Source organism: Streptomyces sp. NPDC017993 (assembly GCF_044328065.1).
Taxonomy (GTDB): Bacteria; Actinomycetota; Actinomycetes; order Streptomycetales; family Streptomycetaceae; genus Streptomyces.
In genome coordinates this window covers 300,602-325,807 of the sequence record NZ_JBIRGO010000008.1, presented here as the reverse complement: position 1 = coordinate 325,807, position 25,206 = coordinate 300,602, and the positions used below count along the sequence as shown (strand labels likewise).

General features: G+C 70.7%; 27 protein-coding genes and 1 pseudogene. 20 read left to right on the top strand and 8 right to left on the bottom strand.

Annotated features, from left to right (window positions below; translation table 11 throughout):
• Positions 1 to 308 precede the first annotated feature (308 nt).
• Positions 309 to 2,468, bottom strand: a complete 2,160-nt coding sequence (locus ACH4FH_RS17520; RefSeq protein WP_398556712.1) for a prolyl oligopeptidase family serine peptidase — start codon at positions 2,466 to 2,468, stop codon at positions 309 to 311.
• 542 nt (positions 2,469 to 3,010) lie between these two features.
• Between ACH4FH_RS17520 and ACH4FH_RS17515 the strand changes: the two genes are divergently transcribed.
• From ACH4FH_RS17515 to araD, 3 genes are read left to right on the top strand one after another with little or no spacing between them, the layout of a single operon-like run.
• Entirely contained in the window at positions 3,011 to 3,655 is a 645-nt protein-coding gene (locus ACH4FH_RS17515) for a GntR family transcriptional regulator (protein ID WP_398556711.1), read from the top strand.
• Positions 3,652 to 4,554: a dihydrodipicolinate synthase family protein gene (locus ACH4FH_RS17510; protein ID WP_398556710.1), complete on the top strand. Its 903-nt coding sequence runs from the start codon at positions 3,652 to 3,654 to the stop codon at positions 4,552 to 4,554. Before ACH4FH_RS17515 ends, ACH4FH_RS17510 begins: the two co-directional genes overlap by 4 nt.
• Positions 4,551 to 6,281, top strand: a complete 1,731-nt coding sequence (araD, locus tag ACH4FH_RS17505; protein WP_398556709.1) for an L-arabinonate dehydratase — start codon at positions 4,551 to 4,553, stop codon at positions 6,279 to 6,281. Before ACH4FH_RS17510 ends, araD begins: the two co-directional genes overlap by 4 nt.
• A gap of 1,453 nt (positions 6,282 to 7,734) precedes the next feature.
• Here the strand turns inward: araD and ACH4FH_RS17500 are convergent.
• Positions 7,735 to 8,466: a hypothetical protein gene (locus ACH4FH_RS17500; RefSeq protein ID WP_398556708.1), complete on the bottom strand. Its 732-nt coding sequence runs from the start codon at positions 8,464 to 8,466 to the stop codon at positions 7,735 to 7,737.
• A gap of 381 nt (positions 8,467 to 8,847) precedes the next feature.
• Between ACH4FH_RS17500 and ACH4FH_RS17495 the strand changes: the two genes are divergently transcribed.
• Entirely contained in the window at positions 8,848 to 9,018 is a 171-nt protein-coding gene (locus ACH4FH_RS17495; RefSeq protein ID WP_398556707.1) for a hydrophobic protein, read from the top strand.
• A gap of 239 nt (positions 9,019 to 9,257) precedes the next feature.
• Here ACH4FH_RS17495 and ACH4FH_RS17490 read toward each other — a convergent pair whose 3' ends face one another.
• Positions 9,258 to 9,767: a MarR family winged helix-turn-helix transcriptional regulator gene (locus tag ACH4FH_RS17490; RefSeq protein ID WP_398556706.1), complete on the bottom strand. Its 510-nt coding sequence runs from the start codon at positions 9,765 to 9,767 to the stop codon at positions 9,258 to 9,260.
• Between the two features lie 80 nt (positions 9,768 to 9,847).
• On the opposite strand from ACH4FH_RS17490, the gene ACH4FH_RS17485 reads away from it, so the two are divergent.
• The 8 genes from ACH4FH_RS17485 to ACH4FH_RS17450 all read left to right on the top strand — a co-directional run bounded on the left by ACH4FH_RS17485 (position 9,848) and on the right by ACH4FH_RS17450 (position 16,624).
• Positions 9,848 to 11,017 (top strand): PP2C family protein-serine/threonine phosphatase, encoded by a 1,170-nt coding sequence (locus ACH4FH_RS17485; protein WP_398556705.1) that lies wholly within the window; start codon positions 9,848 to 9,850, stop codon positions 11,015 to 11,017.
• A gap of 451 nt (positions 11,018 to 11,468) precedes the next feature.
• The gene (locus tag ACH4FH_RS17480) at positions 11,469 to 12,347 is read left to right on the top strand and encodes an STAS domain-containing protein (RefSeq protein WP_398556704.1); all 879 of its coding nucleotides are present in this window, start codon (positions 11,469 to 11,471) and stop codon (positions 12,345 to 12,347) included.
• Positions 12,344 to 12,760 carry an STAS domain-containing protein gene (locus tag ACH4FH_RS17475; protein WP_398556703.1) on the top strand — a complete coding sequence of 139 codons (417 nt, stop codon included), beginning with the start codon at positions 12,344 to 12,346 and terminating at the stop codon, positions 12,758 to 12,760. Before ACH4FH_RS17480 ends, ACH4FH_RS17475 begins: the two co-directional genes overlap by 4 nt.
• On the top strand, positions 12,738 to 13,217 hold the full coding sequence (locus ACH4FH_RS17470; protein ID WP_398556702.1) for an anti-sigma regulatory factor: 480 nt from the start codon (positions 12,738 to 12,740) through the stop codon (positions 13,215 to 13,217). Before ACH4FH_RS17475 ends, ACH4FH_RS17470 begins: the two co-directional genes overlap by 23 nt.
• A complete protein-coding gene (locus tag ACH4FH_RS17465) occupies positions 13,214 to 14,227 on the top strand; it encodes a SpoIIE family protein phosphatase (RefSeq protein WP_398556701.1) in 1,014 nt (337 codons plus the stop codon). Before ACH4FH_RS17470 ends, ACH4FH_RS17465 begins: the two co-directional genes overlap by 4 nt.
• A complete protein-coding gene (locus ACH4FH_RS17460; RefSeq protein WP_398556700.1) occupies positions 14,224 to 15,630 on the top strand; it encodes a PP2C family protein-serine/threonine phosphatase in 1,407 nt (468 codons plus the stop codon). Before ACH4FH_RS17465 ends, ACH4FH_RS17460 begins: the two co-directional genes overlap by 4 nt.
• 33 nt (positions 15,631 to 15,663) lie before the next feature.
• Entirely contained in the window at positions 15,664 to 16,074 is a 411-nt protein-coding gene (locus ACH4FH_RS17455) for an ATP-binding protein (protein ID WP_398556699.1), read from the top strand.
• Between the two features lie 76 nt (positions 16,075 to 16,150).
• A complete protein-coding gene (locus ACH4FH_RS17450; RefSeq protein ID WP_398556698.1) occupies positions 16,151 to 16,624 on the top strand; it encodes a MarR family winged helix-turn-helix transcriptional regulator in 474 nt (157 codons plus the stop codon).
• Here the strand turns inward: ACH4FH_RS17450 and ACH4FH_RS17445 are convergent.
• Entirely contained in the window at positions 16,583 to 16,945 is a 363-nt protein-coding gene (locus ACH4FH_RS17445) for an STAS domain-containing protein (RefSeq protein ID WP_398556697.1), read from the bottom strand. The two genes, ACH4FH_RS17450 and ACH4FH_RS17445, sit on opposite strands and share 42 nt — an antisense overlap.
• Positions 16,946 to 17,623: 678 nt before the next feature.
• Between ACH4FH_RS17445 and ACH4FH_RS17440 the strand changes: the two genes are divergently transcribed.
• The 3 genes from ACH4FH_RS17440 to ACH4FH_RS17430 all read left to right on the top strand — a co-directional run bounded on the left by ACH4FH_RS17440 (position 17,624) and on the right by ACH4FH_RS17430 (position 19,341).
• Positions 17,624 to 18,772 carry a PP2C family protein-serine/threonine phosphatase gene (locus tag ACH4FH_RS17440; RefSeq protein WP_398556696.1) on the top strand — a complete coding sequence of 383 codons (1,149 nt, stop codon included), beginning with the start codon at positions 17,624 to 17,626 and terminating at the stop codon, positions 18,770 to 18,772.
• Between the two features lie 141 nt (positions 18,773 to 18,913).
• The gene (locus tag ACH4FH_RS17435; protein WP_398556793.1) at positions 18,914 to 19,078 is read left to right on the top strand and encodes a hypothetical protein; all 165 of its coding nucleotides are present in this window, start codon (positions 18,914 to 18,916) and stop codon (positions 19,076 to 19,078) included.
• Positions 19,075 to 19,341 (top strand): DUF4190 domain-containing protein, encoded by a 267-nt coding sequence (locus ACH4FH_RS17430; protein ID WP_398556695.1) that lies wholly within the window; start codon positions 19,075 to 19,077, stop codon positions 19,339 to 19,341. Before ACH4FH_RS17435 ends, ACH4FH_RS17430 begins: the two co-directional genes overlap by 4 nt.
• Before the next feature lie 162 nt (positions 19,342 to 19,503).
• Here ACH4FH_RS17430 and ACH4FH_RS17425 read toward each other — a convergent pair whose 3' ends face one another.
• Together ACH4FH_RS17425 and ACH4FH_RS17420 are read right to left on the bottom strand one after the other, a co-directional pair.
• Positions 19,504 to 19,761, bottom strand: coding sequence for a WhiB family transcriptional regulator (locus tag ACH4FH_RS17425; RefSeq protein ID WP_398556694.1), 258 nt, complete (start codon positions 19,759 to 19,761; stop codon positions 19,504 to 19,506).
• Positions 19,762 to 20,213: 452 nt separating this feature from the next.
• The gene (locus ACH4FH_RS17420) at positions 20,214 to 20,687 is read right to left on the bottom strand and encodes a DUF6194 family protein (RefSeq protein WP_398556693.1); all 474 of its coding nucleotides are present in this window, start codon (positions 20,685 to 20,687) and stop codon (positions 20,214 to 20,216) included.
• Positions 20,688 to 20,750: 63 nt separating this feature from the next.
• Between ACH4FH_RS17420 and ACH4FH_RS17415 the strand changes: the two genes are divergently transcribed.
• Both ACH4FH_RS17415 and ACH4FH_RS17410 read left to right on the top strand, forming a co-directional pair.
• Positions 20,751 to 21,473 (top strand): MerR family transcriptional regulator, encoded by a 723-nt coding sequence (locus ACH4FH_RS17415; RefSeq protein WP_398556692.1) that lies wholly within the window; start codon positions 20,751 to 20,753, stop codon positions 21,471 to 21,473.
• Positions 21,474 to 21,628: 155 nt separating this feature from the next.
• Positions 21,629 to 22,870, top strand: coding sequence for a MalY/PatB family protein (locus ACH4FH_RS17410; protein WP_398556691.1), 1,242 nt, complete (start codon positions 21,629 to 21,631; stop codon positions 22,868 to 22,870).
• Between the two features lie 8 nt (positions 22,871 to 22,878).
• On the opposite strand, the gene ACH4FH_RS17405 is transcribed toward ACH4FH_RS17410, so the two are convergent.
• A complete protein-coding gene (locus ACH4FH_RS17405) occupies positions 22,879 to 23,676 on the bottom strand; it encodes a winged helix-turn-helix domain-containing protein (protein WP_398556690.1) in 798 nt (265 codons plus the stop codon).
• Between the two features lie 282 nt (positions 23,677 to 23,958).
• On the opposite strand from ACH4FH_RS17405, the gene ACH4FH_RS17400 reads away from it, so the two are divergent.
• From ACH4FH_RS17400 to ACH4FH_RS17390, 3 genes and pseudogenes are all read left to right on the top strand, one after another.
• Positions 23,959 to 24,090 carry a hypothetical protein gene (locus ACH4FH_RS17400; RefSeq protein ID WP_398556689.1) on the top strand — a complete coding sequence of 44 codons (132 nt, stop codon included), beginning with the start codon at positions 23,959 to 23,961 and terminating at the stop codon, positions 24,088 to 24,090.
• 196 nt (positions 24,091 to 24,286) lie between these two features.
• On the top strand, positions 24,287 to 24,454 hold the full coding sequence (locus ACH4FH_RS17395; RefSeq protein ID WP_398556688.1) for a twin-arginine translocation signal domain-containing protein: 168 nt from the start codon (positions 24,287 to 24,289) through the stop codon (positions 24,452 to 24,454).
• Between the two features lie 308 nt (positions 24,455 to 24,762).
• Positions 24,763 to 24,906: pseudogene (locus tag ACH4FH_RS17390) on the top strand (hypothetical protein); the annotation flags it as partial.
• On the opposite strand, the gene ACH4FH_RS17385 reads toward ACH4FH_RS17390, so the two are convergent.
• Positions 24,880 to 25,047, bottom strand: a complete 168-nt coding sequence (locus tag ACH4FH_RS17385; RefSeq protein ID WP_398556792.1) for a hypothetical protein — start codon at positions 25,045 to 25,047, stop codon at positions 24,880 to 24,882. The pseudogene ACH4FH_RS17390 and the gene ACH4FH_RS17385 overlap by 27 nt on opposite strands.
• Positions 25,048 to 25,206: the final 159 nt, after the last annotated feature.

Here is a 25,206-nt window from a genome sequence, read left to right as displayed (position 1 = left end):
TTGGCGACTTGCCGCGCACCCGCCACCCAGCGCCCATGAGGGTGTGCGCTCCCCGGGGTGCTGAACGGGGCCGGCCTCAGCCGTGGGCGCCATGGACGCTGCGCAGATGAATACGGCCGGCCCGTCGCCCGTGTTCAATCCGGCTTGAGGAAAACCGGATCGGCCGGCGAACGGGACCGCGACGGGGAGCGTAGGGAGTGGGGCGACGGGGCGGACGGCGAAGCGGCAGAAGCGTGCTCGCATCGAGCCGGTTGCCACCGCGCGCGCTGTCCTGGCACGCGGCGGGTGGTGCATCCGTCGGCCCCGTCTCACCCCTCGGCGCCGCTCTCCTCGATCTCCCCCTCGGATGCCGCTCGCGCCTCCGGGCCGGTCAGGCCGCCCAGCGCCTCGCGCAGGAACATCAGCTGGTGGTGCAGCAGGTTCTCGTTGACGGCGTCGTCGGAAGGCGAGTGCGTCGCGCCGGGCAGCGGCAGCACGCTGTGCGGCTTGCCCGCCGCGAGCAGCTCCGCCGAGAAGCGCAGGGTGTGCGCGGCCGCCACGTTGTCGTCCGCGAGTCCGTGGACGAGCAGCAGCGGCCGGCGCAGCAGGTGACCCTGTCCGACCAGGGAGGAGCGTGTGTAGTTCTCCGGCTGTTCGTCCGGGTGGCCCAGATACCGCTCCTTCCAGTGGGTGTCGTAGAGCCGCTGATCGGTGGGCGGGGCGCCGGCGACCGCCGCGTGGAAGACATCGGGATGGTGCAGTACGGCGGCTGCCGCCAGAAAGCCGCCGAACGACCAGCCGCGGATCGCCACCCGCTCCAGGTCGAGATCTCTGAACCGGTCGCCGGCTGCCCGCAGCGCGTCCACCTGATCCTCCAGGGCGGGCGTGAGCTGGTCGCCGTGGATGGCCTTTTCCCACGCGGGGCCCCGCCCCGGAGTCCCGCGCCCGTCGACCACGAGAACCGCGAATCCCTGCTCGGCGAACCACTGGGACACACACGCGAACCAGCCACGGGCCCGCACCGCGAGCTGCATGGCGGGCCCGGCGTACGGATCGAGAAGGACCGGCAGTTTCCCGGAGCCTTCCTTGTGCCAGGACGGGAGGTAGAGAACGCCGCGCAACTCGCGCTCGCCGAGCGTCAGATGGAGCTGCCGCGGAGTGAGGACGGGCTCCTCGGCGAGCGAGGCGAGGACGCCGAAGGGGGTGCCGTCGGCGTCTGCGTCGCGCGCCAGGAGCACTTTGTCGCCGCGCGGTGTCATGCCCTCCAGTACGACCGTGCCGCCGCGCCCCACGCCCCGATACACGCCGGGGTCCCGGCTCAGCCGGTGGATGCCTTGCACGGGGTCATAGCGCCAGACATGGGTCTCGGTGGGGTCCTCGCTCGCCGCGAACAGCACCTGCTCGCCGTCGACGCCGAGCACCTCGCGCAGCTGCAGCCCGTCCGGGGTGACCCGCCGGCCGTCGACGGTCAGATGGCGGGTGCCGTCCGTGTCCTCGGGCAGGACGAGGGCTCCGGACGCGGTACGGGCCGGAGTGCCGGGTACGATCTCCACCCATGCCGGGTCGGTGCGCTCGTGCAGCACCTCGGTGGCACCGGTCGCGGGGTCGACCGTGAGTGTACGGAGCGTGCGCTGGTCACGGCTCTGGACCGCGAGGTACGGGCCGTGTGCGTCCCATCCCGCGTCGACGAGGTATTCGTATGCCTTGCGGTCCCATTCCACGTCGACACGGTCGCCGTCGAGGGACAGCAGCTGGAGGGTGACCTCCGCGTTGGCCGTGCCCGCGGCCGGATAGCGGATCGCCTGCGGCGGCTTCGTCGGGTCGGAGGGGTCGCTGATGAACCGCCGTTCCACCGGGCCGGTGTCGACCCTGGCCACCAGGACACGGCGGCTGTCCGGCGCCCACCAGTAGCCGCGCGACCGGTTCATCGACTCGGCCGCCGTGTATTCGGCGAGCCCGTAGGTGATCTCCGGGCCTTCCGCGCGGGCCGGCTGCCGGTCGGTGCCGTCCAGGCTGACGATGTGGAAGGACCGGCGGCTCACATAGGCGATGTGCCGGCCGTCGGGGGAGGGCCGGGGGTCGACCACGGGACCGGCCGCCGATACGGAGAACGGCGCGCCGCCGTCGGTACGCACCGCCCACAGGGCGCCGGACAGCGCAAAGGCCACGAGGCGGGCCGCGTCGTCGGCCGCGTACGTCACCACGCCCACGGACCGCTCGCGGGCGCGCTCCCGCCGTAGCCGCTCCTCCTCGGGTACCGCCCCCGGACGGGCTCCCACCAGGAGCGTCGGATCGGCCAACAGGCTTTCCACACCGTCTTCGTACTGCCACAGCCTGCCCACCGGATCCGTGCCGGACCCCGTACGGACGAAGAGGACGCGGCGCCCGTCCGGGGAGAGGGTGACATGCCGTGGGACACCGAGGGAGAAGCGGCGGCTGCGCGCGAACTGACGGGGAAAGGCGGCGGCGTTCGGGATGGGCTTTTCCAAGGTGCGGTCCTCCGAGGTGGTGGGTCCATGGGGCGGTATGGCGTCAGGTACGGGTCAGGCGTGCAGCGGCATCGGGTAATGCCTACGCGAAAAAGAAGGTGCTGCAAAGACTTCTTCTGTGCAGCGCTACGTGCCGGTACGGGACCGGGTGAAGTGGAAGGGTGCGAGTGGTGCCGCCGCAGCCCGGGGGCGGGCCGAACTCGCCGTGACGAGCGGTGTCACGCCCTTGCGCGGGCGGATCGCTGCCGGCGTCGCCGAAGCTGAGCTCCGGGTACGCGGTACATATATCACGAAGGTTGGTGTCATGCCCGTGACCTGTGGCCCGTGACCGGTGGCCCGCTCACCCACGGCCCATCGCCCCCCGCCGCCCCTTCCGTCCCACCTCGGCGGCGCCCGATCGGCACTCCCCGCGCACCGGTTCCTCCCGCCGCGCAGCGTCTTTTGTTCGAACCATTGACGAATTACCAGGGCGGTCCTAGCTTCATCGCGTCGTACTTCGTACGTCATATATGAGACGCGATACGCCAGATCTGAGGGTGCCCATGACGTTCGCCCCGAGTCCGATTCCTTCGCGGACCCAGTACGTGCTGGAGGCGATCAAGCACGCCATCCTGACCGGGAGTCTCCGTCCGGGGCAGGCACTGGTCGAGGTCGAACTGGCCGCGCAGTTCGGGGTGTCCAAGACTCCGGTGCGGGAGGCGCTGAAGACTCTCGCGGGCAGCGGGCTCGTCGTCATGAGCCAGTACAAGGGGGCGACCGTGCGCACGGTCGACGCCACCATGGCGCGCGAGGTGTATGACGTCAGGCTGCTGCTCGAACCCGAGGCGCTCAGGCGCACCGTGCGGCGCAAGGTCTCCCTCGAATCCGCCCAGGAAGCATTGATCCGCGCCGACGGAGCCGAGGACCGGGCCGAACGCTCGCTCGCCAACCGCGAGTTCCACCGCGCGCTCTACATGCCCTGCGGGAATCCGCTGCTGGCCCGGATGCTGGACGAGGTCCGTGATCAGGCGGCCCTCGTCTCCGCGGTGGCGTGGGCGGCGGAGCCGTCCTGGGAGCGGGAGGCCGCCGAACACCGGGACATTCTGCGCCGGGCGCTCGAAGGCGATGCCGAGCGGGCGTCGCTCGCCCTCCACCATCACATCGCCGGCTTTGTCCGGCGGGCCTTCCCGGAAGGGGACGAAGAATGAACCATCAGCGCCTGCGGGCCGCCCTCGCCGACGTCGTCGCCATCCCCGTCACACCCTTCGGCGCTGACGGCGCCATCGATTTGAGTGCCTGTCGCGCGCTGCTGCGCAGGCTTCTCGACGGTGGTGTGCGCACCCTGACGCCGGGCGGCAACACGGGTGAGTTCTACGCCCTGACATCCGAAGAGCGCCGCACCGTAACCGAGTTGACCATCGAGGAGGCGGGGGAGCGGGCGGCCGTGCTGGTCGGTGTCGGGCACGACCTGCCCACCGCTGTCGCCACCGCGAGGCACGCCCGTGCGGCAGGCGCACAGATGGTGATGGTCCATCAGCCCGTCCATCCGTATGTCTCCCAGGACGGCTGGGTCGACTACCACCGCGCCATCGCCGATGCGGTGCCCGAGCTGGGTGTCGTTCCCTATCTCCGCAACGCGCAGCTCGCCGGTGACCGGCTGGCCGAGCTCGGCGCACTGTGCCCCAACGTGATCGGCGTGAAGTACGCCGTCCCGGACGCCGCGCGCTTCGCCGCCTTCGCCCGGGAAGCCGGCCTCGACCGGTTCGTCTGGGTCGCCGGCCTCGCCGAGCTGTACGCCCCCGCCTACTTCGCGGGCGGTGCGACCGGCTTCACCTCGGGCCTGGTCAACGTCGCCCCTGAGGTGTCCTTGAACATGCTGGACTCGTTGCGGGCAGGGGACTACCCCTCAGCGATGAAGGTCTGGGAGCAGATTCGCCCCTTCGAGGACCTGCGCGCCGCCCAGAACTCGGCGAACAACGTCACCGTCGTGAAGGAAGCCCTGGCGTCGCTCGGCCTGTGCCGCCGCGACGTCCGGCCGCCCAGCCGTGTCCTCGAAGAGCCGCAGCGCGCCGAGGTCGCCGCACTCGTGGCGGGGTGGGGGATATGACCGTCTCCCGCAGAAGCCCCGAGCAGCTCCGCAGCCATCAGTGGTACGGGACCGACGGCCTCCGCTCCTTCAGCCACCGGGCGCGTACCCGGCAGCTCGGCTACCTCCCCGAGGAGCACCTGGGCAAGCCGGTCATCGCCATCCTCAACACCTGGTCCGACATCAACCCCTGCCATGTCCATCTGCGCGACCGGGCGCAGGCGGTCAAGCGCGGGGTGTGGCAGGCAGGGGGCTTCCCGCTCGAATTTCCGGTGTCCACCCTCTCGGAGACCTTCCAGAAGCCGACGCCGATGCTCTACCGCAATCTCCTCGCCATGGAGACGGAAGAGCTGCTGCGTTCCTATCCCGTCGACGGGGCCGTCCTGCTGGGCGGCTGCGACAAGTCCACCCCCGCGCTGCTGATGGGCGCGGCCAGTGTCGATCTGCCCGCTGTCTTCGTCCCCGCCGGACCCATGCTGCCGGGCCACTGGCGCAATGAAGTGCTCGGCTCCGGCACCGACATGTGGAAGTACTGGGACGACAAGCGGGCCGGGCTGATCGGCGACTGCGAGATGACCGAGCTGGAGAACGGGCTCGCCCGCTCGCCCGGTCACTGCATGACCATGGGCACCGCGTCCACGCTCACCGCCGCGGCAGAGGCCCTCGGCGTCACCGTGCCCGGCGCCTCCTCCATCCCGGCGGTCGACTCCGGGCACGACCGGATGGCCGCCGCCTCCGGGCTGCGCATCGTCGAACTCGTGCACCGGGACCTGAAGTTGTCGCAGATCCTCACGGCCGACGCGTACGAGGACGCCGTCGCCACCGTCCTGGCTCTCGGCGGCTCCACCAACGCCGTCATCCATCTCATCGCGATGGCCGGCCGCTCCGGCGTACGGCTCACCCTGGACGACTTCGACCGCGTCGCCCGCACGGTTCCGGTGCTCGCCAACCTCCGACCCGGCGGCCGCTACCTGATGGAGGACTTCCACTTCGCGGGCGGACTCCCGGGCCTGCTGTCCCGTCTGACGGATCTGCTCCACCTCGACCGTCCCACCGTTGCGCACGACACCTTGCGCGAACAGCTGGGCGGCGCCCTCGTCCACAACCCGGACGTGATCCGTCCGCGCGAGAACCCGCTCGCCGAGGAGGGCGGGGTCGCCGTCCTGCGCGGCAACCTCTGCCCGGACGGGGCGGTCATCAAGCACATCGCCGCCGAACCGCAGTTGCTCAAGCACACCGGGCCCGCCATCGTCTTCGACGACTACCGGGCCATGCAGCAGAGCATCGACGACCCGGCCCTCGGCGTCACCCCGGACCATGTGCTCGTGCTGCGCAACGCGGGGCCCAAGGGCGGACCCGGCATGCCCGAATACGGGATGCTGCCGATCCCCGGGCACCTTCTCCGGCAGGGGGTCCGCGACATGGTGCGGATCTCCGACGCCCGGATGAGCGGGACGAGTTACGGCGCGTGCGTGCTGCACATCGCGCCCGAGTCCTACGTCGGCGGCCCGCTCGCGCTGGTGCGCACCGGAGACCTCATCACGCTGGACGTCGAGGCCCGGTCGCTCCAACTGCAAGTGTCTGAGGAGGAGTTGGAGCGACGCCGGGCCGAGTGGAAGCCGCCGCAGGCGCGGTACGAGCGGGGTTACGGCGCGCTCTACAACGACCAGATCACCCAGGCCGACACCGGCTGCGACTTCACGTTCCTGGCTCGGCAGGGCACGGTGCCCGACCCGTACGCCGGCTGAATCGCCGGCGCGGCTGAACCGGCGGCAGCGACCGAGCCGTCGGAAGGGCTTCATGGCCGGGCGTGTGGCCGGCCGCCTCACCGATCCGCTCCACCCGATCCACCTGTGATCCGCGCTGTCCGCGGCACCTGTCCCACCTGAGCGAACCGTTCTCCCGCGTCACCCGTGCTGCCTGCCCCATCCGTGCACCACTCTCGCGCACACCACCCGGCCCCTTCTGTTCGATACCTCGAATGCCATGCGGTAAGCGCTGTGCAGCTGCCACGCTCCTCCGCCCCACGCCCGCCCGGCCGCACCAGCCCGCTCACAGCACGGAGATGCGTCCTGGCCCGAGCCGCAGCCGTGGTGAAGCCGTCGCGGGGTCGGCCGCGTGGCCGCACCGGAGCCGTCCTCCGGCCGACGGCGCGCCCTGAAGGGTGAAACGGGCAGCGCACGACCGCGTGTCGCGGGGCAGGATCCACGCGGCGACCTAACGTTCTAATCACCCCCATGTGTTCAGGGGGAACCGAATCCAATGTCTCTGGTGAAGGTGAACCCCTCCGCACGCCGGAGATGACGCGCAGAGCGCCCCCGCACCGGAACTCCGGTGCGGGGGCGCTGCCGTACTCCCGCACAGGCCATCGCCACCCGATGACCTTCCGCCTCAACACGGCACGTCATGCCGCACAGCTTTCGGGCCACGACGTCGAGAGGGCCCGCTGCGCGGCGCATCCCCGAGCACGGCCCGCGAAGACCAGCACTGAGGAGGAGAGTCCCATGGACGTCGGTACCCCGCGCCCGGAAAGGCCGTTCAAGGCAACCGTCCGCCGCCGGTGCGCTCGCCGCCGGACGGCTGAACCGCGTCCGAGTCCGCTGTGGCACGACCTGGTGCGCGGCGCCGCGTACACGGCTGGTTGCAGCCTGGTCACCCTGCTCACGGCATGGATCCAGACCTGGCGCTGACATCTGACGCAGGGCGGTCGGGCTGCACGGGGGTGGGGGAGTGGTGGGCGACGGGGCCCAATTTGCTTCTGAGGAACGGTGGTTGGAGGAGTCGCTGTCAGGTGATCGAGGAGCGGGCCCGGGGGCGTAGCCTGCCCCCGAGCCCTCGAATGCCACCGCACTACGCACGCCGGCTCGGTGAAGAGCGCGGGTCAGTCATCATGTCGTCGTGTTCTGCCTTTGAACTACCGCGCATCGAAAAGGAGCTGCACGGGCCGGACTTGAACCGGCATCCGACGACGCGGGCCCGGCCCGGTCGATCCGGCGATCGGTGGCGAATACTGAGACTGGAGCAAGAGTCTGAGATTGATCGCGGTCTGCCTCTGCCGAGTTGGGCTACCGCGGCCTCGTGAATGCCGCGGGGAGGACTTGAACCCCCACTGAAAACCGCGTTCGTCACGACAAGCTTCAGTTTCAGCTTGCGCTCCTCGCGCACCCCGGCCGCGCGTAGGCGCCCGGGGAGTTGTAGACGCTACCCGAACAGGTAGCCGAAGACGAGCTCACCCACCCGCTCATCGGTGATCTCGATGGAGTTCGCCTCCTCGCGGGCGAACTTCACCGCCTGCTGCAACTTCTCCACCCTGTCCAGCAGCTCGTTCACCCGCCGAGCGGGAAGCGCGCCGGAGAACTTCACGGTCGTCCAGTAGCCGACCGGAACGTCCTCGTAGTAGACGTCGACCTGGGCCGGGTGCTTGTCGGTGGCCTCCGCCTTCACGTGGTTGCGGGGGACCTTCTTCGTCCGCACCGTCCGGACCGGCTCGGTCTTCCAGGCATCCGTCGAGGGGTCCTGCACCCAGGATTCGGACGCGTCCAGCACCGGCAGTTTGCGTATCAAGGTGTTGACGTCGGTGAGCTGCTTCTCCAGGAACAGCAGGTACGACACCGGTACCTGGCTGAGCAGCGTACGGCCGTCCACCTTCACGTCGGCACGCGCAGTGCAGTTGGCCCAGTCCTTGGTGGCGGTCACGTCGAAGAGCCGCGTCAAGGTCGCGGCCGTCTCGCGGAGCACGTCCTCCGCCTTCACCTGCACCCGGGTGGACTCGGGCGGCAGTTGCTCGCCCTCCTCGTCCTTGGGCTGGTACGTACGGGAGATCCCGGCCAGCAACGCCGGCTTCTGCAACCCGTGCTGAGCGGACGTCAGGTCCTGGTGGGTCTTGGACTTGACGCCCTTCTCCACGGCAATGATCTGGTTGAGTTTCGCCACTCCGGCAACGTACCAGCGGTGATCACCGCCGGCCGAATGCTTTTTCGAGTTCGCCTCCCGTGCCGCGGGGCGACGCCCGTGGGCCGGCTCGGACGCTCCGCCGGAGCGACGCGCGGCGGAGCGTGGACCAGCGTCGGCAAGGGGCCAGCGTCGGCAAGGGACCAGCGTCGGCAAAGGATCAGCGGCGGCAAAGGATCAGTGACGACAAGAATCGGTGCGCCGGTCAGGAATCAGCTCCGACGAGGATCACCGGCGGGAAGAACTCCCCCTACCGGTCCGGCGAGCATTCCCGGATTCCCCCTTTCCACCGGAGGAAACAAGCAGGTTTTCCGGAGTATGCGAAGTCGGTGGGGGCACAAGGCTGCTCGGAGGTTGATAACTATGGTTCCCCTGCTACTCGTCCTGCTTCTCGCCCTGCTTCTCTTCGGTGCCGGCTTCGCACTGAAGGCCCTGTGGATCGTCGCGGTGGTGGTCCTGGCCATCTGGCTGCTGGGCTTCGTGATGCGCTCCGCCGGTGCCGGCGGCCGGCGTGGCCGGTGGTATCGCTGGTAGCCAGGCGCCGGACGGTGCCGGGCAATACAGGAATCCAGGGGTGTGGCAACAGAAATTGTTGCCACACCCCGTTTCCCTTTCCGACTCCGCACTATTACCGGCCCGCGCCGGGGGCAGGTGACGCCGGTACCGAATGGCGATTTGATAACGTCGCTCGTGCGGCGAAGCCCCGTTTGTCCCGTCCGCGCAGAGCGATTTCCGGTGGGAATGTCGGATCGAGAGGCGGAGTTCAGGTGAGGCTAGGCACTGTCCGCGACGCTGTCGTCCCGGACGGACGGGCCACCCTCGTCGGCCGCGAGCCGCGCGAACGCCGCGTGAAAGGCTTCCAGGCCGGCCGCGAGCTTGGCGACATCGGCGGGTTCCATCCGCTCCAGGGTCGCCGTGACCTCTCGGCTCCGTGCCGCGCGGTACTCCTCCAGCAGCACCCGGCCGCGCAAGCTCAGCCTCAGCTCGACCTCGCGCCGGCTCGTCGCGCTGGGGCCCCGTTCGGCCAGACCCATCGCTTCCAGGCGGTCGCAGAGTCTGCTCACCGCCGGTGGACGCGAGGCGAGCGCTTCGGCGAGCGTGCGCAGATTCGTACCTTCCCGCTTCTCGATCACCAGGAGGGCGCGGAGCTGGGAAGGGGACACCTCCGCCGAGCGCGCCGCTTCCTGTCCGCGTCCCCACAGAACCTCGAGCAGCTCCGAGGCGGCAAGAGCCGCCGCGCTCGCTTGCTCGCGGGAAGGGGACCGACTGGTGAAACGGGACACACGAACACTCTGTCACCCTGTGCGTCCCGTTGTCAGACCGACCCTGCCCTTGGCCCGGCACGAAGGGGTTCCGCGAAACCATGACTGAGCGTCTCGACGCGGGGAGGGCGCTGCGCGCGTCGGCCCCCCACGCCCTGCTCGACACCGTGCGTGACCACCTCACCACCGTCTACGGGGCCACTTCTGTGTGCCTGTATCTGACGGACTACGGCGGAACGGTCCTCAGCCCGTGGGACCCTTCGGCGGACGGGGGCGGCCCGCTGCCCATCGCCGGCAGTCCGGAGGGGCGTGCGCTGGGCAGCCAGGAACGGCGCGAGCAGCAGGTGCCGCACGGTGACGCCGTCGACCACCATCTGCCCGTGACGGTGCGTGGCGACCGGATCGGCATTCTGACGGTCCGGCTTCCCGGTGACCGTTCCACGCCCGCGGTCCTCGACGAGCTCAGACAGGTGGTCGACCAGCTGGGGCACGAGATCCTCGTCGCCGAGCGGGACACCGACGTCTATCAGCGGGTACGCCGCGTCAGCCGCCTCACCCTGGCGGCGGAGATGCAATGGCAGCTGCTTCCTGCCCGGGCGTGCACCACCGCGCAGTACGCCCTCGGTGCCCAGCTGGAGCCCGCCTACGACGTGCACGGCGACAACTTCGACTGGGCCTCGGACGGCGACGAGCTGACCCTCACCGTCACCAACGGTATGGGGCAGGGCGTCGACGCCTCGCTCCTCACCCACCTTGCCGTTAGCGCCCTGCGCAACGCTCGGCGGGCCGGCGTCAGCCTCGCCGACCAGGCGGCACTGGCCGACCAGGCGGTCTACGGCCACTACCAGGGTGCGTCCCACGTATCGACGCTGCTCGTGCGCGTGGAGCTCGCGACGGGGCGGATGGAGGTCGTCGACGCGGGGTCGCCGCAGTTGTGGCGGCTGCGGGGGAAGTCCGTCGAGCGGATCGAACTGGACAGGCAACTGCCCCTGGGCATGTTCGAGGAGTCCCACTACGCGGCGGAGAGCTTCGTGGTGGCGCCGGGGGACCGGCTGCTCTTCGTGAGCGACGGGGTGTACGAGGCGCCCTCACCGGGGGGCGGAACGTATGTCGAGGCGGCGCTCGCGCGGTCGTTGCACTCCACGCGTCTGCTGCCTGCCGCCCTGGTGCCGGGTGCGGTCCTGCGTGATGTGGCCGAATACCGTGAGGCGGAGACGTTGGATGACGCCTTGGTGCTGTGTTTTGACTGGTTCGGCGACGGTCTCGACTGAGTGCGGGGCGTGGTGCGTCCACTGTCGGTGTCCTTGAGTTCGCCGCCTCCGTGAGCCCCGCCTGCCGGGTCACTCCGCGGGAGGTGGCCTCCGGCCGTGGCCCGGGTCCGTAGCCGCCGACCTGCTACGGACCTTGTCGCCGGTCGCCGCCGTGAGATCACCCACGACGCGCGGCCCGCAGCCGACGACCGGGCCGCCGTACTGCCGGATCTCCGAAAAGTACGGGTCTCACATCCGCTCTCCGGCCGCAACATCACCGCGCTGATCCGGCCTTCCGGCCATTCCCCGCCTCGGCGGGTGAAGAGGGGGCCCGCGGGTTACCGGGCTTGATCGCGCTCGATAACATTTGCCCGAAGGCAACTATCGACGAGCGTGGTCGGCCCGGCCGCACCGCAGGGCGAGCAGTCCGACGGGCACCGAGGGCCGGCCCAGGACCGAGAGGACCGAAGAGTTGGGTTCCGCTGAGGCTGCCGCACGCGAGCGTGTCACGAGCGTGCTGCGCGAAGAGGCCGATGAGATCTCGGACCGCTGGGTGCAGTTGCAGCTGGCGCAGCCGTCGCTGGACGGGGAGGTGAGCGAGGCCGAGCTGGGCGAGGAGGCCGACGCCCTGGTCGGCGCCCTGCTGTCCGGCCTGGAGCTCGGGCTCCCGGTGGAGCGCGTGGTCACCTCGCACGAGCAGATGCACCGGACGGTGTCCGAGATCTCCATGCGCCGGGCCCGCAGAGGCGTCTCCCCCACCGCAACCTCCCTGGCGGTGCTGTCGCTCAAGGAAGCCCTGCTGGAGGCCGTCCAGCGGCGGACCCGCGAAGGGGACGACCTCTTCCGCAGCGCGGTGCTGATCAACCGCCTGCTGGACAGCGCCGGTGCGCTCTCGTTCGAGATCTTCGTCGAGGGCCGCGAGGAGATCATCCGCCGCCAGAGCCAGCAGCTGCTGGAGGTCTCCACGCCGGTCGTCCGGTTGTGGCGCCAGGTCCTGGCCGTGCCGCTGATCGGCACGCTCGACACCGCACGCACTCAGGTGGTGATGGAGAACCTTCTCCAGGCCATCCAGGAGCACGAGGCGCTGGTCGCCATCATCGACATCACCGGCGTGCCCACCGTCGACACCGCTGTCGCCCAACACCTGATGCACACCGTCAACGCGGTGCGTCTGATGGGCGCGGACTGCGTCATCAGCGGCATCCGGCCGCCCATCGCCCAGACCATCGCGCAGCTCGGGATCGACTTGTCGACGATCCTGACCCGCGCCACCCTCGCCGACGCCCTCGGAGAGGCCGTCAAGCTCACCGAGGCGGCCGCAACGGACCACGCGCCGTTGGACAAGCGATGAGCACGCCGGCCTCGGGCGGCGTCCCGATCCTGCGTCTGGGGGACGTGCTGGTCACGGGCCTCCTCAACGAACTCGACGACAAGACCGCCGTGGCGTTCACCGAGGAGCTCACCAGTCGAATCAGCAGCGACGGAGCGCGCGGTGTCCTCATCGACATCTCCCGGCTGGAGATCGTCGACTCCTTCGTGGCCCGTACGTTGATGGAGCTGACCACCATGGCGCGGCTGCTGGGCGCCCGGGTGATCGTTGCCGGGATGCGGCCGCCGGTCGCCATCACCCTCGTCGAGCTGGGGATCCAGCTCACCGGGGTGGAGACGGCACTCAACGCCGAGCAAGGAATGGCTGCGATGGGCTGGCGTCAGAGCCCACGGCCGTCCGGAGGGGGCCGGGGTGAGTTCCGCCCGGAACACTGACAACGCGGTGGCTCTGGCCACCACGGCGCTCGACGCCGCCAACCGGGACGCGCGGACGGACCGGACGGTCCAGGACGTGCGCACCGAAGAAGACCTGCTGACCGTCCGCCACGCGGTGCGGGCGGCCACCCTGCGCGCCGGATTCAGCATCGTCGACCAGACACGGGTGGTCACCGCCGCCAGCGAGCTGGCACGCAACGCCTACATCCACGGCGGCGGGGGAACCGTCACCATCGACCAGCTCACGCTGGGCGGAAACGCCGGGCTGCGGCTGACGGTCAAGGACGACGGCCCCGGCATCCCGGACGTCGAGGCGGCGCTTGCCGACGGCTTCACCACCGGCGCGGGACTCGGTCACGGCTTGGGGGGCGCCCGACGCCTGATGAACGACTTCGATCTGCACACCGTGCCCGGGCAGGGCACGACCGTGATCGCCACGCGATGGGCGGGGCGGTGACTTCCCCCGAGGCCCTGCCGACGGCACACATCGCGGTGGACCACTACAGCGCCGTTCATCTCGCCGCCGAGACCGCCCGTGCGGTCGCCGGGCGCTGCCGCCTGCCGGGTGCGCTGCCCGACCAGGCCGCCGTCATCGCCTCGGAACTGGCCAGCAACCTGGCCAAACACGCGAGCAGCGGGTCGTTGTTCATCCAGCCCCTGCCCCTGGGTGGCGGGATGGAGATCGTCGCCGCGGACCACGGTCCCGGCATCGGCGAACTGCGGCAGTGCCTCGCCGACGGTTACACCACCAGCAATACCCTCGGTGCCGGGCTGGGAGCCGTGAAGCGGATAGCCACCGCCCTCACCATCCGTACGCAGCCCGGGGCCGGCACCCTCGTCTGCGCCCGCCTCGCCGAGCCCGACGCCACACCGCCGGCCGGCCAGGAGGTGGGCGTCATCTGCCTGCCGGCGGATCGCGAGCAGCTCAGCGGCGACGCCTGCGCGGTCGTCGATCAGGGCACCGCCCGCACCGCGGTCGTCGTCGACGGCCTCGGCCACGGCCCCCAGGCGGCCGAGGCCGCGCAGACGGCAATACGGTCCTTCCACCGGGCGCCGGACCTTCCGCTGCCCGATCTGCTCGCCGCCATGCATCGGGCGCTGCGCCGCACCCGGGGGGCGGCGGTGGGCGTGCTGCGCCTACATCCCGGCCGCGCGGAGTACAGCGGCATCGGTAACGTCCGTGTCCTGACACTGTCCCCACTGGAGGTGGGGCACCGCCTGACCGGCCAGCCCGGCATAGCCGGTCTGAACATGACAACGCCGCAGGTGCGGGCCTTTCCCGTACCGCCCGGCGCCACCGCGGTGCTGCATTCCGACGGCATCGACCAGCGATGGGCCCAGGCGCCCTCGGCATTCGTGCACCGGTTGCCGCCGCTCCTGCTCGCCGCGTCCCTCGCCCACAGCCACCGCCTCAGCCGCGACGACGCGACCGTGATCGCCGCCCGACCCAGCCAGAGACTCCCGTGAGCCCCCACACCTTCCACACCCTGCCGGGCCTGCGCCGCGCCGTCCGGGGAATCTGCGAAGCGCACCGGCTTCCGTCCCACAACGGAGCGCGTCTGCTGCTCTCCGTGTCCCGGATTGCCACCGCCGCCTTCGACGCCGGCGGTCCCGTCCGCCTGGAGGCCGTCGAGCACACCGTGCCCGGTGGACAGACGCTGCTGGCCGTCACGCTGCATGCCGGACGGACGCCGGCGTCGCCGAGCACGGCCGACCTGCCGCTGCCCGGGCAGGCCGCGCCGGACGGCACCGTTGCCTGGCGCCTTCCGCTCGACGTACCCGACGAAGGGGAGGGCGTGACGCGTGTCGCCGCGCTGCCCGCGCCACGCGGAGCCGCGTCCGCCCCGGGCGGTACCCGGGAGGCAGCGGGCGCCGAGGCGTACGAGGCGGAGATCGCGGCCCTCGAAAGCGATCTCGGCGTCGCGCTCTCCCGGGTCGACACCCTCAGCACCGAACTGCACCGGCTCAAGGACGAAATCGCCGAGACCAACAGCGGCGTGCTCGCCCTCTACGTCCAACTGGAGGAGAGGGACGAGCAACTGCGCCGGGCGCACGGGCAGATCCTGCGCGAGCTGGAGGACGCGCTGCGGCCCCCGCCGATCACCGTCAGCGGTGTGGATCTCGCCGTTCACTACGCGCCGGCCGATCCGGACGCACCCACGGGAGGCGACTTCTACGACTGGCTCCTGCTCCCCGACGGCTCGGTGCACATCACGGTCGTGGACGCGCTGGGGCACGGCGTGCGCAGTACCCGCAGCGCGCTCAATGTCACGCACGCCGTGCGCACACTGGCCCTCGAAGGCCATCCGCTGGAATCCATCGTGGCCCGTACCCACGACATCCTCGCGCCGTTCGACCCCGACCTCATGGCCACCGTCCTGCTTGCCCGGATTCACCCGGAAACCGGCGCACTGCGGCTGGCCAACGGCAGCCACCCGCCGGCCCTGGTCGTCCGCGCCGACGGGACCGCCGACTATCTGGAGGTCCGCGGCCGGGGCATCGGGTTTCCGCTTCCCGGGAGCGAGTCCGTGCTGCAGGACACGCTGCACGCGGGCGACCTCCTCGTGCTCTACACCGACGGCCTGACCGAGAGCCGACGGGACCCCGTCGAAGGCGAGGCGCGGCTCGTCAAGAGCGCCCAGGCCCATGCCGGACGCCCGGTGCAGGAGATCCCCGGTGCCGTCGCGGAGGACATGCACACCGTCATCCTGCATCCGGACGACACGCTTGCCCTGGCCGTTCGCCGGGCGGAGAATCCGCAGGGCGGGCACCCCTGGCGCGGCAGCCTTGAGCGGCGCACACCGCAGCCGACCGAACACGCTCTTTTCCCGATCGATTGTCTGGGTAGACGCGTCACGGACAGCCGATGAGAACGGGAACCTACGAGTGGGGGGAAGAAGGCCATGCAACGCCAGCTAGCGATTGACGACCATCCGTCACAGCCGGTGCAGCGTGTCTGCCGGCCGGACTCCGCGGCGGACGCCCGCGATTTCGTCCGGAGCTTCGCGGCCCTGCTCCGCCCCGAGCCTCCCGCGCTGACCACGCAGAACCTGCTGCTCCTGGTGTCCGAGCTGGTCGCCAACGCGCTACGGCACGCCGGCGCCGTCACGGCCCTGCACCTCCGCGCGGACCGCGAGAGGATCGAGGTTTTCGTCGAGGACCCCAGCCCCGCACACCCACAGAGGCGCAGCCCCGACCTGTCCGGCAGCGACGGCGGCTTCGGATGGCCCATGGTGCACACGCTGGCCCTCGACGTCGCGGTCCTCCCGGGCCCCGGCGGCGGCAAGACGGTACAGGCGGCTCTGTCGCGCTGAGGCGCTGTCCGCCCGCCGCCGTGCCACGGGCGGCGGCAGGGCCGGGTGATCCGGGCAGCGAGAACGGGATGCGCTCATGCAAGGCGACGGCGCCGAACCGCCGAGCGAGGCGCAGCGCGAGGCTGCGGGAAAGCTGGCTGACGCGGGTGAGGCGATCGCGGACCTGATGAGAGAGGCGGCCGCCTCGGTGGAGCCGCGACTGACTCCTCCCGGTCTGAAGGTGATGTCCGTCGTCTCGGACTCTCCCGGACGGACTCTGACCGCGGTGGCCGCTGCCGTGGGACTCAGCCTGCCGCGCGCCAGCCGCGTCTGTACCGCCTTGGAGTCCGCGGGTCTGCTTCTGCGCCGGCCGGCGGCCACCGACCGGCGTGAGATCGGGCTGGAGGTGAGCCCTGGGGGCCGTGCGCTGCTGGAGCGGTTCCGGGCGAAGCGGCGGGAGCGGATGGCTGCGGTGCTGCGGCGGATGCCGGAGGAGGAGCGGTGCGCGCTGGTCGCAGCGCTGGGAGAGCTAGCCTTCGCGGTCGCCGCCGTCGGCTCCGAGGGGGGCTGACGGATCGGCGTCGATGGCCTTCGCCACGGACTCGTGGAGCGGCAGGACGGTGTCGAGCCCGGTGAGGGTGAAGAGCCGTTCCAGGAAGTCGGAGGGGGCCGCGAGGCGCAGGGCCGGGCCGAGCGCGGCGTGCGCCTGGAGCAGGACGTTGACGGTGGTGGAGTCGGCGAAGGTCACTGCTGACAGGTCGACGACGACCGGGCCGGCACCGTCCTCGGCCGCCTTCCGCAGGGTCTCGCCCAGTGGCGCGATGTTGTCGAGATCGAGATGTCCCGAGACGGCGACGACGAGAGCGTCGCGCTCCTGCCACACGACCAGCATTCTCTCGATCGGTCGGCCTCCACTGGGCTGGGGCGGCACGGTGAACCTCGCTGTCGGGGCTGACGGTTTGAGCAATGCAGCGGTCGGGGCGTTCCACACGGCCACGTGACCAGCTCGGACCAGGATAGAAGCGATAGTTGCCGTTTGACAACATTCGCCATAAGGCAACAATCTGTTCTCGTCACATCGCAAGGCGGCTGCGCCTGGCGTGGCTTGGGACGAAGAAGCGGCCTGAGATCCGCTACACGCTGTCAGAACATGAGCGTGGCCGCCGACCTGCGTGGGCTGTCACCCTCGTTTGCCAAGGGGGAGGAGGCCGCCGCGTGGAACGCATCGAGCCCCGCCACCACGCTGTTGACCGCCTACGGCCCCCTGCGCCCGGCCAGAGCTGCCAACTCCCGCGTACGCGCCACCGGGTGCCACCGGCAGCCGGTGTCCGCCACGCCGCGACATCTTCCGCCGCCGAGCCTGCCGCGCACCGGAAGGGCACGCGGCTGTGACTGCAAGGCCCCCTCCTGGCGGGAGGACTCCCTACCCACCCCTACGCGCCCGCACCGCTTCAAGGCGCGAGGGGCACCCGCCCTATGCCCTCGTCCACGGACGAAGAATGCCTGAGAGACCGTGACCATACGTCGTGAGGTAGAACGAGCTGTGCGGGCCTCGGCCCCGCACGCTCTGGTGGACACGCTTCGTGACGTGCTCGCCGAGCACTACGGGGCCCTCTCCGTGGAGTTGCTGCTCGCGGACCACGGGGCGACGGCACTCGCTCCGTTCGGTGCGGTGGGGGCCGCCGCCGCGCCGATCCCGGTCGCCAACAGCGCCGAGGGCAGAGCGTTCGGCAGCCGGCAGCCCCACCAGCAGACCCGGCACGGAGACGTCGTCGAGCACCACCTCCCGGTGACCGTCCGCGGGGAGCGCACCGGCATCCTCACGGTGCGGCTGCCTGTCGAGCGGTCCGTTCCGGACACCGTCGACGACCTTGTCCACGCGGCCGGCCTGCTCGGCCACGAACTCCTGGTGGCCGAGCGCGACACCGACGTCTACCAGCGGGCGCGACGCATCAGCCGGCTCACCCTGGCCGCCGAGATGCAGTGGCAACTCCTCCCGGCCAGAGCCTGTTCCGCCGACGAGTACGCCATCGGCGCCCAGCTCGAACCCGCCCATGCCACCCACGGCGACAACTACGACTGGGCCTCGGACGCCGACGAGCTGACCCTCTCCGTCACCGACGGCATGGGCACAGGCGTCAACGCCTCGATGCTCACCCACCTCGCCGTCAACGCGCTGCGCAACGCGCGCCGGGCCGGCATCAGCATCGAGGACCAGGCGGCACTGGCCGACCAGGCCCTCTACGCCCAATACCGGGGCGCCGCACACGTATCCACCCTGCTGCTGCGCTTCGACTTTGCGACGGGCCGGGCCCAGGCCGTGGACGCCGGGTCGCCCCAGCTGTGGCGGATGCGCGGACGAGCGATCGAGCGCATAGAACTCGATCCCCAGATGCCGCTCGGCATGTTCGAGGAGACGCACTACAAGGCGCAGGAGTTCGAGGTGCTGCCCGGGGACCGGCTGCTCGTCGTCAGCGACGGCGTGTACGCGGCGCAGTCGCCGCAGGGGGAGGCGTACGCGGAACGTGCCCTGGCCCGGGCCATCCACGCCGGCAGGCTGCTGCCGGCCGCCGCCGTGCCCCGCGCCGTACTGCGTGACCTGACCGACTTCCGTGCCGCGGGATCGCCGGACGACTCGGTGGTGCTCTGCGTCGACTGGCTGGGGAAGCCCGGAGACCGGACGCGCGGGGCGGCGAACGCCGGGGGCGGCGCCCGTTAGAAGCCGAGGATCCGGGTACCAGGGCCAAAGCACCGCTCCGAGGGCGCAGTTGGTGCCGCCAGCAGGAGCCTCGAGCGCGTCGGCAAGCCGATGCGCCGGCTCCCTGCCGTCCCCCATACGGAAAGGCGGAGCATGCTTTTCTTGGTCGTAGCCCTGTTTCTGTTCGGCGCACTGGTAGGGACCGCGGGGCATGTTCCCGTGCCCGTCACGGTCGTCGCCGGAATCGCCATCGCGGCCTGGCTGGTGATCTTCTTCACGAGGGAGCGTCGTAAGGCCGGCAGCACGACGAAGGGAGCCGGCCGATGACCTCCGCTCGCATCCCCCTGAAGACCGGACCGCACCCTCAGGCCGACCGTATGGCGGTCGCCGCGTTCGTCTGCGGCCTGCTGGGCCTCCTGGTGTTCAACATCGTCTTCGGCCCGTGCGCCCTTTTCTTCGGCGCCGCGGCTCTCTACCGCGGGACCATCCGGCGCCTGCGCGCCTACCTGGGGCTGCTGTTCGGCACCGTCGACATCGTGCTGTTGGTGGTGCTGTCCGCCCACAACGGGACCATCAGCTGGCACCTCTGAAGGCCGGCCGCCGGGTCGGGGCCGGGCCCCGTACCCCGGAGCCTCGATCCGCGGGTGGCGACAAAGCACGGCGGCCCTGGCGCTCTGCCAGGGCCGCCGTCGTCGACAGGGTCCGCTTGCGGTCCGCCCCAAGGGAATCGGCCTCCCCTGGAGGTGACCTGGCTATGCAGTGGCCTTGCGCGCCCGGTTACGGGCGGCGCGGCGCCGCATCGCATGGCGCTCGTCCTCACTCATGCCACCGCACACTCCGTACGCCTGACGGGATTCGAGCGCCCACTCCAGGCACTCCTCCATGACCGGGCAGCGTTGGCAGACGGCCTTGGCCTCCTCGGCCTGGAGCAGGGCCGGGCCGGTGTTCCCGATGGGGAAGAACAGCTCGGGATCTTCGTCACGGCAGACGGCGTGTTGACGCCAGTCCATGAGGGGCCTCCGTTCTCCGCGATTACGCGCGGTCATATGTGGGTTGCTGGAACGCGGCGACGGCGTTCGTCGGCTGTCTTTCATTGGACCTGCGGTACTCGCGTGCCCCACAAGGCGGTTGGGATGCGGATCGGGTGGGTGCTTTCTGTCTCGATCCGAGCAAAGGCGGAAGCCGCGGGAGTGCGCAGCCGAGTCTGCGGCACACTTCAGACCCGCAGCCGCTTGGCCAGCCGCTTGAGCCGCTCCGGGCCGAGTGCGACGAAGGCGGCCAGGTAGACCACCGCGAGCCACGGGCGGAGGTTGAGGTACATCCCCTGCGTCAGGGGTGGTCGGGACGAGTGGGTCCGTACGGGTCACCCGGCCGGAATCGGTGGGCGAGCCCCCCTCTCGGGCTGTGGGTCCGGGCCGCGGCCCAGGTGTACTCGGCCGCGGGAGCTCCCGCGACGTGCCGTTCAGCTCGTCGTGGACCCCCTCCGCCGCTCGTGACGCGCCTGTGCGAGGCCATGGGCCTCGCGGAGCAGGTCGCGCACTGCCGACTCGGTCCGCGGGCCCGGGTTCACCACCGCGAGCCAGCCGACGGAGCCGTAGACGGGATGTGCCGTCACGGCATCGGTGACGGCGGGGTCGTCGTCGGGGGCCGACTCGCGCGGCGCGTGGCCGGTCCAGTTGATGAAGGCTTCCTTGCCGGCGGCGATATTGACGCGGAACGTGTCCGGGCGCTCCAGGCGCGATCGCTCGTCGCCGGGGTAGTTCTTCGTCACGATCGTCGCGAAGGGTTGCGCCGCGGTCGGGGTGACGCCGTCAGGAGAGTGGAAGAAGTAGGTGTCTCCCCAGCTGATCTCCGGTGAGCCGTCGCCGGGGCCCGGCGTGACGGCCAGGACTCCCTCAAGGCCGGCCACGAATTCGATGATCTCGTCGATGGTCATGTCCTCAAGCGTCTTATTAAAGTGCTTGTGGAGACTTCGAGCCGGAAGACGGAGGATCAGTGGGTGTCAACTCTCAAGTCATCGGCCCTGCGCACAGTTGATGTCGCGCGACGTGCCGGGTACTCCGTTCAACAGGTCCGCAATCTCGAACGGGCCGGGGCGCTGCCGCCGGCGACACGCACGGCTGCGGGCTACCGTGCCTACGAAGAGGTTCATCTGCACTCCGTGCTGGCCTACCGGGCCCTCGCGGCCGGCACGGGGCCGGTGGAGGCCAAACGGATTCTTCGGGCCGTGCACGAGCGCCCGGCCTCGGAGGCCCTCGCCCTTCTCGACGCGGTCCACGCCCGGCTCGACCGAGAGCGAACGGACCTCGCGCTCGCCCAGGAGGCGGCCGCGGCGATCCGTGCCGAGGCGATCGAGGGCGTCCGCCCTTCGGATGCGATGAGCGTCCGCGAACTTGCCGCCGCGCTCGGAGTGCGCCCGTCGACGTTGCGGCACTGGGACGCCGAGGGGCTCGTTGTTCCTGACCGGATCTCCCCGCGGGGCACGCGACGGTACTCACCGGCCCATACTCGGGACGCCCGGATCGTCCACCAGCTGCGCAGCGCCGGGTATCGCATCGACCCGCTGCGAGCCCTGATGCCGGGCCTGCGGCGCGGGCACCGGTCGGCGGACCTCGCAGCCGCGCTGGCGGCCCGGGACGCGAGCATCGCGGCGCGCTCCCGTGCCCTCCTGGACGCCGCCGTCGCACTCAGCGCGGTCCTCGCCGCACGGAAGCGCGACTGATGCCGAGCCCGGCGGCAGGACGGGCTTCGCCAAGCAGGGCGGCAGGTGCCCTCACCAGCGACGATCCCGCCCGTGTCGACTTCCGGGCGCTCGGCACCACGTCGCGCATATGCTCAATTCCGCCCACGATGTTCTCCTGGACTCTGGAGCACACCATGACCGATCCCTCGCCCACGGACGCCTCCGCCACGCGGACGGACCCGCTCGTCCAGCTGTCGCTGAAGCAGCTGCGACAGCGCACCAGCATGAAATGGCGCGCGTACCCCGAGGACGTCCTCCCGCTGTGGGTGGCAGAGATGGACGTGCAGCCGGCCCCGGCCGTTGCCGAGGCGCTGCGGGCCGCGATGGCTCTCGGTGACACCGGCTACCCCTACGGCACGGCCTACGCCGAGGCGTTCGCCGCGTTCGCCGGTGCACGCTGGCAGTGGAACGACCTGCGCGTCCAGAACACGGCCATCGTGCCCGACGTCATGCTGGGCATCGTCGAAGTGCTCCGGCTGATAACCGACCCGGGCAGCACCGTGGTGGTGTGCTCACCCGTCTACCCGCCCTTCTATGCCTTCGTCGCGCACGATGGCCGCGAGGTCACCGAAGCCCCTCTCGGTCCGAACCTGCGTATCGACCTCGACGCTCTGGAGGACGCCTTCACCCGGGCCCGACGCCACGGCCGCCGCGCGGCGTTCCTGCTCTGCAACCCGCACAATCCCACCGGCGTGGTCCACACCCGCGCCGAACTCGAAGCGGTCGCCGCCCTCGCCCGACGGCACGGCGTGCGCGTGGTCTCCGACGAGATCCACGCCCCCCTGGCGCTGCCCGGGGCCACCTTCACGCCCTACCTCAGCGTCGCCGGCTCCGAAGACGGATTCGCGCTGACCTCCGCGTCCAAGGCGTTCAACCTCGCCGGCCTCAAGGCCGCCCTGGCCATCGCCGGCACCGAATCCGCAGCGGACCTGAGCCGGCTGCCCGAAGAAGTCGGCCACGGCCCCAGCCACCTCGGCATCCTCGCCCACACCGCGGCGCTGCGCGACGGAGGCGAGTGGCTCGACGACCTGCTGCGAGGACTCGACGCCAACCGGCAGCTCCTCGGCGGCCTGATCGACGAGCATCTCCCCGGCGTGGGTTACACCCCGCCCGAGGGCACCTACCTCGCCTGGCTCGACTGCACCCACCTCGCGCTCCACGACGACCACGCCGAAGGGCCGGGCATCGTCAGCGACCTGGCCGGGCCGGCCAAGATGTTCCTCGACCACGCCCGGGTCGCCCTCAGCTCCGGACACGTCTTCGGCACGGGCGGCGCCGGACGCGTGCGCCTGAACTTCGCCACCTCCCCGGACATCCTGCGGCGGGCCCTCACGCAAATGGGAACCGCCGTACGCCGGCTGAACGACGCCCCATAGATACCCGCTCAGCCGCCGCCGGTGCGCAGCCGGAAGCCGACCCCCCATTCCGTCGTCAGGGTCGCGGCCGGTCCTGGCCCCAACTTCCGCCGGATACGGTGGACATGAAGGTCGACGGACCGGCTGTGGCTGCCCGCCCAGTCACCGATGCAGGCCCGCAGTTCGTCCCGCGAGACGACCCGGCCGCTGCTGCGCAGCAGTTCGGCCATCACCTTGAACTCCATACGGGTCAGCGGTATCGAGCGGCCGTTGACCACCATCCGCTGCTCGCCGTGGTCCAGGGTGATGGTGCCGCCCTGGGCGCCGACATACGAACCGGTCATGGTGACACTGTGCGCCACCGGACAGTCCGTCCGCTGCCACGCCTCGAAGCCGCCGATGACATCGGTCGTCCGGTGCAGTCCGAGGTCGTGCAATCCGGCAGCGGCCAGGCTGGAGACATAGCCGCGGGTGCACAGCAGGATCACCCGCAGGTTGTGGTCGGCGGCCTCCGCTATCCGCCACTTGCTGCACGGATCGAGCCGCCATTCCAGGTCGTTGCGGTCGAGCAGGAGCGCGCCGGGGATCTCGCCGGTGAGGCGGCGCGTCGGTTCATGGCGGAGGTCCACCAGGAGTGCGCCGTCCGCCAGTTCGTCGGCGGCCTGTCGTGGGGTGAGCCGGTCGAGCCGGGATCTGGCCGCCGTGAGCAGGTCCTCCACGGAGGGGAAGCGACCTGAGGCGGGGGTGCGGTCGGTGAAGTGGCGCTGGGCGTGGGTGTGGGCGTGCGTCTGGGTGTGGGTCGTGGTGTGACTCGGGGTGTGCTGCATGGTGGTTGCCCCCTGGGGCCCTGGAAACCCGCGGACGACGGGTGGAGCGTCGGTGATGACGGATCAGGGACAGGCGTCAACAACAGCGGGCGGGGCGGCAGATGGCGCCTGCTCCGGACCGCGGTGCGGTGGCGTGAATGCGTCGGTTGATGGCCACCGGCACAGCGTAGGCGACCCGAGTGACGACGGAAGCGCACGTACCGGACTCGTCACGCCACCGTCTCGAAGCTGAAACAGCCCGGCCATTGCGGGCCGTCAGCCGCGGTCGGTAGGAATGACGGCGTGACCGCCGCGACCCCTTTGCTGACGACGCGCAGGCTCCATGTGGACCTGCTGCGGGTCGGCGCGTCCATGTGTCCGGCCGGTCCGGTGGGTACGACGCGTACCGCCGGTATGGCCTCGGTGGCCAGCTGACCCGCCAGGCCCTCCTCGCGCGCCCCACTGTCGCGGCGCGCCCTTCCCACCCCAGCAGGTAACCGCACCACGGATCCCCCCGCCCGGCCTTCGTATGCCGTGTGTCCGTGCGCTGTTCGCCCGTCGCCGGGATGCCCCGATTTCCGCTCCCCCTCACCGCGCGTTCCCCCGATCCCGAAGACACGGAGACACCGTCATGCCCGGACCGGCCATCGGTTCCGACCAGGACAGCCCCGCTGCCCCGCCTGCCCGTACCTGGCGCGAGGCGCTCCCCGACACATCGCGCCGGCGCTTTCTGAGCGCGGCCGGCGCGGGCGGGCTGGCCGTACTGCTCGCCGCCTGCTCGCCAGGCTCCGACGAGTAGAGAAGTTGATGGACGGGGGGAAGGAGATCGCGGAGGCGCCGTCGGAGCAGCGAGCGCGCAGCACCTGAAAAACCGGGTGGCCGGCAGCCGTGCTGCTTCCCTTGGTGCACAAGCCGGTCGGGAAAACCCAGCCTCCTTGTGCGGAGGTGAACGCCCTCACTCACGAGGACGGAGCGCGCCGGACATCGGTGGTGTGACCCGCACCGTGAGAAGAACCACCATGGTCGCGCGCCTGTGCAACGGAACCGGGACGCCTCAGTCCGCCTCTGACCCCACAGAAGTGGCGGGGGTCGCGGACAGGAGGCAGGGTGCTCAACTCAATCCGGTCGACACACGCTTGTACATACGGCACCGCCGTGCCGCCGGCTCGGGTTCTCGTGGTGGTGCCCGCCCGCGTGGTGAAGCGGCGTCAGCCGACGTGCCGATTACGTCTGTCGTACCTCGTGGCGGCGTGGACGAAGCGCCCCGAGGACGAACACCGCCTCCTTTCCGCCGCGTTGGCCGGTCGGGAACCGGAAGCACAGCCACACGCAGTGCGCGATGATCTCCACCGGGTGGCGGTGGTCGGTGTACGACGGCGACGCGCTCTCCACGACAAGCCCCTCCCGCCAGGACCAACGCGAAGATCATCTCGCTCACCGGTCAACTTGACAGCACCCTTTGGCGCCTTCCTGGCCGACGACAGACGGCGGACCACCGCCTGCTCGCCCTCGTCACGTCGCAGCGCCTGCCCCCAAGTGCCGCACCCGCCC

Bases quoted from the DNA above. Each gene is read 5' to 3' on its own strand.
- ACH4FH_RS17515 (WP_398556711.1), top strand. From the start codon at position 3,011: ATGACGTTCGCCCCGAGTCCGATTCCTTCGCGGACCCAGTACGTGCTG.
- ACH4FH_RS17510 (WP_398556710.1), top strand. From the start codon at position 3,652: ATGAACCATCAGCGCCTGCGGGCCGCCCTCGCCGACGTCGTCGCCATC.
- araD (WP_398556709.1), top strand. From the start codon at position 4,551: ATGACCGTCTCCCGCAGAAGCCCCGAGCAGCTCCGCAGCCATCAGTGG.
- ACH4FH_RS17495 (WP_398556707.1), top strand. From the start codon at position 8,848: ATGGTTCCCCTGCTACTCGTCCTGCTTCTCGCCCTGCTTCTCTTCGGT.
- ACH4FH_RS17485 (WP_398556705.1), top strand. From the start codon at position 9,848: ATGACTGAGCGTCTCGACGCGGGGAGGGCGCTGCGCGCGTCGGCCCCC.
- ACH4FH_RS17475 (WP_398556703.1), top strand. From the start codon at position 12,344: ATGAGCACGCCGGCCTCGGGCGGCGTCCCGATCCTGCGTCTGGGGGAC.
- ACH4FH_RS17455 (WP_398556699.1), top strand. From the start codon at position 15,664: ATGCAACGCCAGCTAGCGATTGACGACCATCCGTCACAGCCGGTGCAG.
- ACH4FH_RS17450 (WP_398556698.1), top strand. From the start codon at position 16,151: ATGCAAGGCGACGGCGCCGAACCGCCGAGCGAGGCGCAGCGCGAGGCT.
- ACH4FH_RS17445 (WP_398556697.1), bottom strand. From the start codon at position 16,945: ATGCTGGTCGTGTGGCAGGAGCGCGACGCTCTCGTCGTCGCCGTCTCG.
- ACH4FH_RS17430 (WP_398556695.1), top strand. From the start codon at position 19,075: ATGACCTCCGCTCGCATCCCCCTGAAGACCGGACCGCACCCTCAGGCC.
- ACH4FH_RS17425 (WP_398556694.1), bottom strand. From the start codon at position 19,761: ATGGACTGGCGTCAACACGCCGTCTGCCGTGACGAAGATCCCGAGCTG.
- ACH4FH_RS17420 (WP_398556693.1), bottom strand. From the start codon at position 20,687: ATGACCATCGACGAGATCATCGAATTCGTGGCCGGCCTTGAGGGAGTC.
- ACH4FH_RS17410 (WP_398556691.1), top strand. From the start codon at position 21,629: ATGACCGATCCCTCGCCCACGGACGCCTCCGCCACGCGGACGGACCCG.
- ACH4FH_RS17405 (WP_398556690.1), bottom strand. From the start codon at position 23,676: ATGCAGCACACCCCGAGTCACACCACGACCCACACCCAGACGCACGCC.
- ACH4FH_RS17395 (WP_398556688.1), top strand. From the start codon at position 24,287: ATGCCCGGACCGGCCATCGGTTCCGACCAGGACAGCCCCGCTGCCCCG.